We start from the raw sequence: 8,487 nt of genomic DNA on the forward strand, positions 1-8,487 counted from the left end.
GAACAGGGGAGTCGCAAACCTTCGCCCTACAAGGAACGAGACGCCACTCGCGGCGACCGCGCCCGCTCCGAGAAAGATGAGGTCGAAGGCGCTCTCGGCTCTCATCGCTTGTGTTTCGGCGACGACGGGCGATGACGACATGCTTCGGTCCGAAACGCCGCGCCCTTGCGCGCTTGGGTGGCGAAAACGAGTCGCCTCGTTCGCGCTCAGCGTGCTCTTCGGCTCATCGCTTTACGCGCAGGTCGTCACGGATAAAATGGTCGCGAGCATCAACGGACGCGAACTCATCACTTACTCCGATCTCATCTGGCAACTCGCGCTGCAACCGAACACGCCGATCGAAGGCCTGCGTCCGGAAGCTTTGCAAAGCGCGTTGCAACTGGTCATCGATCAACGTTTGATCGCGCAAGAGGCCGAACGGCTGCCGACGATCTCGCCATCTGACGAAGAGATCAACAACGCCGTTGCGGAACTGATCAAACGGTTTCCGTCGGAAGCGGAATTCCGCCGACGGCTTGAACTGGTCGGGTTAACGGCCGATAGATTGCGGCAGATCATGCGTCAGCGTCTGGAGATCGAAAAATACTTGGATTTCCGTTTCCGTTCGTTCACGGTGGTCACCCCTGAAGAGGTGGCGAGTTACTACCGCGACGTTTACGTGCCCCGTTTTCGTCGCCTTCGACCCGGGCTCGTCGTTCCGACGTTGGAAGAAGTTCGCAACGAAATCGAGCGTGACTTGATGGAGGACAAGGTGGCGGCGCAGATGAATGAGTTCTTGGATCAAGCGCGAGCGCGCGCCGATGTCGTCATCCTCGTTCCCGAATTCGACCGAGAGGCTGTGGGAAAGGCGGTCAACGCCGCAGAACAAGAAGCGCGCCCAGCGAATCCGAGCAGCGCTGTGAACCGCTCGAGATGATGCGGTCCGGCGACGCTAGCTGCGCGCTGAGGCTTACGCCCAAATCCGCCGAAGAACAGGCCACGAAGTTCGCCGATGTGATGTCGAACCTGAAGAGACTTGCAGCTCAGTACAACCCGAAGAACGAGGTCGGACAGATGTTGAAAGATCTCGTCGGCCAAATGCAGGTTTCGGCATCCGGCAAAGAGGTGTTCGGTCGCCTAGAAGTGCCGCGGGCGACCGTCGACTATGTGGTTCGACGGGTGGCGGAAGGCATACAGGCTATGCTCGCTTCGCCGCAGGCGTACCAATCGCCACCGCGAAGAGCAGCGCGCCGTCGCAAGTAGCCTCTCTCGAACCCTCGAAATAGCTGTGCGTAAACTCGGTTGCTGGCATCGTTCGCTGCCAACGAGCAACCGAAGCGTGACGAGAGATTGATCGTCGGTCAAGCGGTAGCGGCTCGGTTGGAGTCAGTTGAGTGAAGTCGGGAAGTGAGAAGCTCGCGCATGATTGTTTTCCCTGCATCTTCTGTTCGGGTAGCGGTGCTGGAGGATGTGTTCAGGCATCCCGATCATTCACGTCGTTCGTCAAATTCGAGAGGTAATGTGGCGAAGATCGGATAGGAATAGGAGGAGACCACGCGTCGGCCTCGCCCTTTCTGGTGGCGCAGCGCGCGGCATCGCTCACGTTGGCGTGCTGAAGGTGTTAGCGGCCAACAACGTGCCCATTGACTGCATTGCGGGCACATCAGCAGGCGCCATCGTCGCAGGCGCTTTCGCCGCGGGCATGTCGCTCGACGAGATCGAAGAGATCGGGCGTCGCCTGCGTTGGCGCGATGTTGGGCGCGTTGCCTTTTCGCGGCTCGGCATTCAGTCCAACGAACGGCTCGAACGGATGATCCGGCAACGCTTTCCCGTGACGAGGTTCGAACATTTGCGCATTCCTTTCGCCGCCGTCGCCACAGATTTGCAGACGGGCGCGCCCGTCATCTTGCGCGACCAAGGTGATCTAGCCTTCGCCATTCGCGCCAGTTGCACCTTGCCCGGTTGGTACGTGCCTGTGACGGATAGTCAGGGGCGACAGCTTGTTGATGGTGGCCTTGTCGCCAACGTGCCCGTCACGGCAACGCGCGAACTCGGCGCCGAGGTGGTGATCGCTGTCGATGTCAATGCCGAAGGCGCGAAATTCATGGGCGCGCCGCAATCGGCCATCGGCGTGCTGCTGCAAGCCATGCTCTGTGTGCAACGTATTGCGACTTCGCATCAACTGGCGCAAGCCGACGTCATCATCAAACCCGCCGTCGGTCACATTCGTTGGGACGAGATGACGCGAGCCGATGAGTTGATCGAAGCTGGCGCGCAAGCAGCACGAGAATCGCTCGACGAGATAAGGCGGTTGATCAGTCCGCCAGCGGAAGAGAGCAGAAGCATCTTGTGGCGCTGGTTTCATTCACGCGAAGCTGAAACGGCTGGAGATTGAACAGACCCCTCGGACGCACGTCTTTCATCCCCTGTAAACCAGTCAATTTCGGCGTTCGCGGCAGACCACCGTTTTCGGCGCAGATGATGACGACTCTGCGGCTGTAAACCAGTCAATTTCGGCGTTCGCGGCAGACCAAATTTGTTCTAGCTGCATTGGAAATGCTCTTCTTGGAGCGGAACAACCCGTGCACATCGTTCTGTCCCTCGGCTCATTCGCTTTAGCCGCATTGAAAATCTTTTGAGACTGCGTGGCTTGAATTCGATCGCCCAAGCGCGGTCAGACTCTTTCTGGGATTACGAAGAGAAGGTGTGTGTAGTGTGAGCGTCAACCGTTCAGGAGCGGTCAGGTTCTTTCCAAGATTACGACGGCAACAGCATGTTGCGCTGTGTGCGAAAGCGAGAGATGCGCGGCGTCGGCCCCACATGCTTCAAGCAGCGTGCGAGCGTGTCCGTGAAAGAGCAAGAGGGGCTTCCCCTTTTCGTCGCGCGCAACTTCAACGTCGTGCCAGCCGAGCGGTCCGGTCCAGCCCGTGCCGAGAGCTTTAAAGGCCGCTTCTTTAGCAGCGAAACGTGCGGCATAATGTTGCGCGAGCGCGTTGCCTCGCCCGTCGCAGTAGGCTCTTTCGCCCGGCGTGAAGACGCGCTCAGCAAAGCGCGGCGTCCTTTGCAGGGCTCGGCGCACACGTTCGACTTCGATGATATCTATGCCGACGGAGACGATCACGGATGATGCCCTCTGTGCCGCCGGGTTCCGGTGGCACACGCGCGATGGCGTTAAGATTTTGGTTTGCGACGCGGTCGAGCGCGCTGGTTTCGTCAACGCTTTCTCCACGCGGCTTGGCGGCGTCAGCCCGATGCCACATGGAGCGCTCAACCTCGCCGGGTTCAACGACGACAAAGCCGAGAACATTTTAGAGAATCGGCGGCGATTCTTGCACGCCGTGGGCGGCGATTGGATGCTGGCCACCTGCTGGCAGGTACACGGAACCGATATCCGCATCGTCGAAAACTCGGGGGCAGCAGCGGAAGACGGCCATCGGTGCGATGCGCTCGCGACCGATGTGCCGCACGTTTTGGTCGGAGTCAAAACCGCCGATTGCGTCCCAATTCTGTTGGCCGACCAGAGGACCAAAGCTGTGGCCGCCATTCATGCTGGTTGGCGCGGCACGCTGCGCCGCATCGTCGCGCACACGCTGCGCCGCATGAATCAGGCTTTCGGCACGCGCCCGTCAGATGTTCTGGCCGCCATCGGACCGGCTGCGAGCGTTTGCTGCTATGAGGTCGGTCCTGAGGTCATCGCCGCTTTCGAGAACGAATTCGGCTCGGTCGAACGTTTGCTTCAAAGAACGGCGCAAGGGCGCGCGCGCATCGATCTTCAGCTTGCCAACGCCGAACAAATGATGGCCGAAGGAGTCCGTGCCGACCGCATCTACGCGGCTCCGCTTTGCACGATCTGTCGCACGGACTTGTTCTTCTCCTATCGCCGAGAGAAGAAGGAGTTGGGCCGCACCGGGAGATTGATGGCCGTCATCGGACGAAGGCTCTAGATGTTGGCCAGTTGGTTCTTGCAGCGGTTTTGACAAAGCTCCGAGAATGTGTTAGCTTTTTCACTCGAATCAAGCGGAATGAATATTCCGCTTGATTTTTTATTGCCTTCGACGTCGTCGCTCGAAGAACTCTTGGCTCTTCGACTCCGGCTGACTCCTGACGAAGACTCTCCTTGAGCCGGAGGCAAGTGGCCGCGACGGGCACTTAGCGCGGGCGTCGGATGGCGAAAATTTATGTCGGACAGGAGACCCGATGATGAAGATCCGTTTAATCGGCGGAGCCTTTGCGGCTGCGCTATGTGTTGGATTGGTTTTCGACGTCGTTCCATCGTTTGCCGATCGTTCTTCGAACTTGATCCAGCAAAATCCTCGAGTAGATCCTCAACCAGAATCACCAAATGTCGCCCCACCCACTGTCGTTCCAAGCACTGCTCCCACGGCGGGCCGTCCGGTGGATGTCGAACGGCTTGGCGAACCCCCACAATTCGTCCCCTCGGCAAGCGAATCGGAGCCGACTGTGCGTCATTTCGTCGCCACCGCTTACAGCTTGCGTGGCCGAACAGCAAGCGGTAGGCGCGTCAGCCGCGGCGTGATCGCCGCCGACCGCCGTCTTCTTCCGCTCGGCACGCGCGTGCGGCTCGAAGCGGGGCCGTACACGGGCGAGTATATCGTCGCCGATACGGGCGGCGCTGTCCGTGGACGCAAAATAGACATTTGGGTGCCGAGCACGAGCGAGGCGGTGCGCTTCGGGCGTCGGCGCGTCAAACTGGTCGTTCTGCAACGCCCGGTGAAAACGGGGATGAAGGCGAAGAAGCGGTGAAATCAATCCTCCCGTGAGTCTTTGTTCCTAGACTAGAAAACAGATGTTTGCTATTTAGGTCCGCCAGTAAGCGGACCTCGTTTTTTGTTGGTACTCCGTTTGATTTGCGCCGCGCGATGGGCAGAAAGTGTGGGGCGGATGAAACTTCTCCTCCAACTCGCCGCGCCTTTGCGGCGAACTTGGTCGGAAGACGCGCGTCAAGTGCGGAGCGAGCGGACCGATTCTTCGTGATAATCTCTGCGATGTGTCTATGTGAACAGTGCTGTGCGCGAGTGCGGGGCGAACGGTTGATCTACAGCGGCGTGATGACGGCGCTGAAACGCGAGTTGCTGAATGCGGCATCGCAGACGCGAACTTGTAGCGATGAAGTGATAAGAGGCTGACCGGTGTCCTAGAAGTCGGACGGGTGATGTTTCATTGCTCCTTCATCGTCGACGCTTTTTTCAAAGCGATTGGGGGCGGCGATGTTTCATTGCTCCTTCGTCGTGTGTTGCAGGGGACCCTTCATTCCCCTTCGGCAGTTGCCGAGCGCGATAAATCAAGAGAAAATCCGCGTGGCGCGCATCTTCACGCGCGATTGCCACAGCGAACTGGATCACGACGGGCGTCGCACGTGGAGAGCGTGAATCGGGCGAAGCTAGGTTTCTGAGCAGATGATTTGGGTCGCAGTGCTGGCTTGGGCGATCTTTGGGGCGTGGGTGTTTGCTGCCCTTTCGACCTTGCGCGCCTTAGCGCACCAAAAGCCGCTTGTGCGGTTGGACGATTCGGAGTTGAAGCGAGCGGACGCCCCACTGGTTTCAATCATCGTTCCTTGTCGCAACGAAGCTGGTCGTGTGCTCAGGGCGAGCATCGGTTCGATGCTCGCCCAAGATTACGGGAATTTCGAGATCATCGCCGTCAACGACCGGTCCACAGACGAGACAGGGGACGTTTTGCGCGCTTTGGCTGCGGCTGAGGCGCGCTTGCAAGTCGTCGAGGGCGAAGAACCGCCGCCGGGATGGATCGGCAAGCCTTATGCTTTGGAGCAAGCGCGGCGTCGGGCGCGCGGCGAATGGGTCTTGGCGACCGACGCCGACATGATCTTCGCGCCGGAAGCGCTGCGCGAGGCTGTGGCGCACGCGCGAAAGAACGGTTACGATGCGCTTTCGTTCGTACCGCGCGTCGATTGCCTCACGTTTTGGGAGCGCCTTTTCATGCCGGTCTTCGGTTGGGCGGTGATGATGCGGCTGCCGCTCGATCGCGTCAATGATTCGCGCCGCAAAGAGGCGATCGCCGCTGGAGGATTCTTTCTGCTTCGGCGGGAAGCTCTGGAGCGTGTCGGGGGGTACAATGCAGTGCGCGCCGAAGTCGCCGAGGATTTGCGCTTGGCCGAGCTGCTGAAAAGGGGAGGGGCGCGCTTTCGGCTCGAGTACGCGCCGCATTTGGTGCGCACGCGCATGCAGACGAACTTGCGCGGCATTTGGGAGGGGTTCAGCAAAAACCTCTTCGCCGGAGTTGGCTTCCGTCCCTTTTGGGGCGCGTTCAACGTGCTGCTAGTCTATCTTCTAGCCGTGGCCCCGGCGCTGGTGACAATCGTCGTGCCGCTTTTGATTGGGATAAACGGAGCTTGGCGCGCCATCTGGGTTGCCTTTGGCGGCGCGTGGTTGATTCAGACGATGATCTTCGTCTGCGTAAACCGATTCTCGGGAATACCAACTATTTACGCGCCGGCAGCGCCGCTCGGATTCGCGCTTTTCGGCGCGATTTTGCTCAATTCGACGCTTCGGATCGCCAGCGGGCGCGGAGTGACGTGGAAAGGACGAAAACTTTACGCTGGCATCACGCCGCCGCGCGCCGACTGAAATCTGCCAACATGAGAGACGAAAACAACTCGATCCCGGAACCTGCGCCTCTTGTCGAGGTGCGGCGTGGCTCCATCACCGAATCGCGCCACCGCGGGCACATCATTGCCGTGGATGGCGACGGGCGCATAGTTGCTCGCCTTGGGTCGCCTGAGGTCGTCACCTATCTTCGCTCTTCGGCCAAGCCGCATCAGGCCATCCCGCTCGTCGCTTCCGGCGCGGCCGATCGTTTTGGCTTCACTCCGGAAGAACTCGCTTTGGTCTGCGGCTCTCACAGCGGCGAACCGATTCACGTGGCAACCGTCAAAGGGATGCTCGCCAAAATCGGCCTCGACGAGAGCGCATTACGCTGCGGAACGCACGAACCGTTCAGTCGCGAAGTCGCGCGCGAACTGCGTCGGCGCGAGTCAGCGCCAAGCGTGCTGCAGAACAATTGCTCGGGCAAACACACGGGGATGCTCGCGCTCGCCATTCACCTAGGCGCACCGACCGCAGATTACGATAGCCCGGCTAACCCCGTGCAACTACTGATCGCGCGCGTCATCGAGCAATTCTCCGGCGTCCCGTTGGAAGATATCGCGGTCGGCGTCGATGGATGTGGCGTTCCGGTTTTCGGCACGAGCGTGCGCGCGATGGCATTAATGTACGCACGCCTGATCTCGCCGCCTGAGGATTTCGATGCGCGCACGCGCTTGGCCTGCGAGAGGATCGTGCAAGCGATGGTGGCTTATCCAGAAATGGTTGGAGGCACGTGCGAGCGTCTTGATACAGAGGTGATGCGCGCTTGTGCCGGACGCCTCGTCTCCAAAGTCGGGGCTGAAGGCGTTTACACCGCAGGCGTGCTCCCTTGCGATCGGTGGCCGCGCGGCCTCGGCATCGCGCTCAAGATCGAGGATGGAGAAGATCGTCGCGCTCGTCCAACCGTGGTTATTGAAACTTTGCGGCAGCTTGAGGTCTTGGATCGGGAAGGGGAGCAGGCACTCGCCCCATACGCTCGATTCGACGTGCGCAACAACCGCCGCGAAGTGGTCGGTGAGGTTCGCCCCTCGTTCACATTGGAAATGCTATAAGGTCAGGTCCCCCGTCCAGCGCTTGTTGCGGCTTGGGTACGCTCGCCGGACAGAAGCGCCTCGGTTTCAACTGCTTCAACTGCGCGTCTTTGCGAGCGCGGATTGGGCGCGGCAATTGTGCCTGTCCCAGAGCTATAACATCTTCGCGATCCTCGCGCTTGCACGAGTTGGGTGTAGGTTGAACCGCTTCGATCAACCTACGCACTGCCCCCCTCGCATGCATTGAGCGCTGTTATCTGTTCGCAGTCAATTTTTGGGCGCTGCCAAGCATGTTGACTGACCGACGAAGCCGATGGCGTGTGATGGTTAGACGCTTGCTAAAAGCTTAAACGGCAAGCGGTGTAGTAAGTGGCCATCTCTGTGAGACCTGCGCCGGGATTCGAGCGGCGAACGATTACCGTTCAAGAGTGTATGCTTCAGGAGTACAGAAGAGATACAAAAATGGCGTGACCCTCGTGCGGCGAGGGAGCACGACGAAGGGTTTCTCAAAAGCGAAACGCGGCTTGGATGCTGTTCTCGTTTGCCTTCCGGGCTAGTTCCTTTCGCGCGATCTTTCATCTGGCACGACGCTTGCCCGCTAATTGGACGACCAAACGACCGAAGGGGGAACGTAGGGTCATCGGGTCAGGCTCGGAGACGGGAGTTGGGCGAGGTAGGCTTTGGGGGAGGCTTCCCTTGCTCAACTCAGAGCAAGCCAAAACAAGGGGTTCATTGGCCCAGGCTTAAGCCAGTCAAAGAGCACAATCGTACGAGCCGACAACGAAACCACAAGGTGAGGGGGAGCCTTTGGGGTCGTTGTCGGCTCCGTTTTGCCATTCCGGTAACTCAAGGTT

At 59.5% G+C, this 8,487-nt stretch carries 8 protein-coding genes; 7 read left to right on the forward strand and 1 reads right to left on the reverse strand.

What is annotated here, in order from left to right:
• Positions 1 to 76 precede the first annotated feature (76 nt).
• The 3 genes from C4334_RS06620 (at position 77) to C4334_RS06630 (ending at position 2,374) form a co-directional block, all read left to right on the forward strand.
• Complete coding sequence (locus C4334_RS06620; protein ID WP_352431298.1) at positions 77 to 916, forward strand: SurA N-terminal domain-containing protein; 840 nt, start codon at positions 77 to 79, stop codon at positions 914 to 916.
• An 80-nt stretch (positions 917 to 996) separates the two neighbouring features.
• Positions 997 to 1,242, forward strand: coding sequence for a hypothetical protein (locus C4334_RS06625; RefSeq protein ID WP_352431299.1), 246 nt, complete (start codon positions 997 to 999; stop codon positions 1,240 to 1,242).
• A 205-nt stretch (positions 1,243 to 1,447) separates the two neighbouring features.
• Positions 1,448 to 2,374 carry a patatin-like phospholipase family protein gene (locus C4334_RS06630; protein WP_352431300.1) on the forward strand — a complete coding sequence of 309 codons (927 nt, stop codon included), beginning with the start codon at positions 1,448 to 1,450 and terminating at the stop codon, positions 2,372 to 2,374.
• A gap of 345 nt (positions 2,375 to 2,719) precedes the next feature.
• Here the strand turns inward: C4334_RS06630 and C4334_RS06635 are convergent, their stop codons facing one another.
• Complete coding sequence (locus tag C4334_RS06635) at positions 2,720 to 3,100, reverse strand: holo-ACP synthase (RefSeq protein ID WP_352431301.1); 381 nt, start codon at positions 3,098 to 3,100, stop codon at positions 2,720 to 2,722.
• Between C4334_RS06635 and pgeF the strand changes: the two genes are divergently transcribed.
• From pgeF to C4334_RS06655, 4 genes are all read left to right on the forward strand, one after another.
• Positions 3,081 to 3,923, forward strand: a complete 843-nt coding sequence (gene pgeF, locus C4334_RS06640) for a peptidoglycan editing factor PgeF (protein ID WP_352431302.1) — start codon at positions 3,081 to 3,083, stop codon at positions 3,921 to 3,923. The two genes, C4334_RS06635 and pgeF, sit on opposite strands and share 20 nt — an antisense overlap.
• A 253-nt stretch (positions 3,924 to 4,176) precedes the next feature.
• Positions 4,177 to 4,743 carry a 3D domain-containing protein gene (locus tag C4334_RS06645; RefSeq protein ID WP_352431303.1) on the forward strand — a complete coding sequence of 189 codons (567 nt, stop codon included), beginning with the start codon at positions 4,177 to 4,179 and terminating at the stop codon, positions 4,741 to 4,743.
• A 653-nt stretch (positions 4,744 to 5,396) separates the two neighbouring features.
• Positions 5,397 to 6,584, forward strand: coding sequence for a glycosyltransferase family 2 protein (locus tag C4334_RS06650; protein ID WP_352431304.1), 1,188 nt, complete (start codon positions 5,397 to 5,399; stop codon positions 6,582 to 6,584).
• A gap of 11 nt (positions 6,585 to 6,595) precedes the next feature.
• Positions 6,596 to 7,654 carry an asparaginase gene (locus C4334_RS06655; RefSeq protein ID WP_352431305.1) on the forward strand — a complete coding sequence of 353 codons (1,059 nt, stop codon included), beginning with the start codon at positions 6,596 to 6,598 and terminating at the stop codon, positions 7,652 to 7,654.
• The last annotated feature ends 833 nt before the right edge of the window (positions 7,655 to 8,487 follow it).

The sequence above is a fragment of the Pyrinomonas sp. genome (assembly GCF_040289685.1).
GTDB lineage: Bacteria > Acidobacteriota > Blastocatellia > Pyrinomonadales > Pyrinomonadaceae > Pyrinomonas.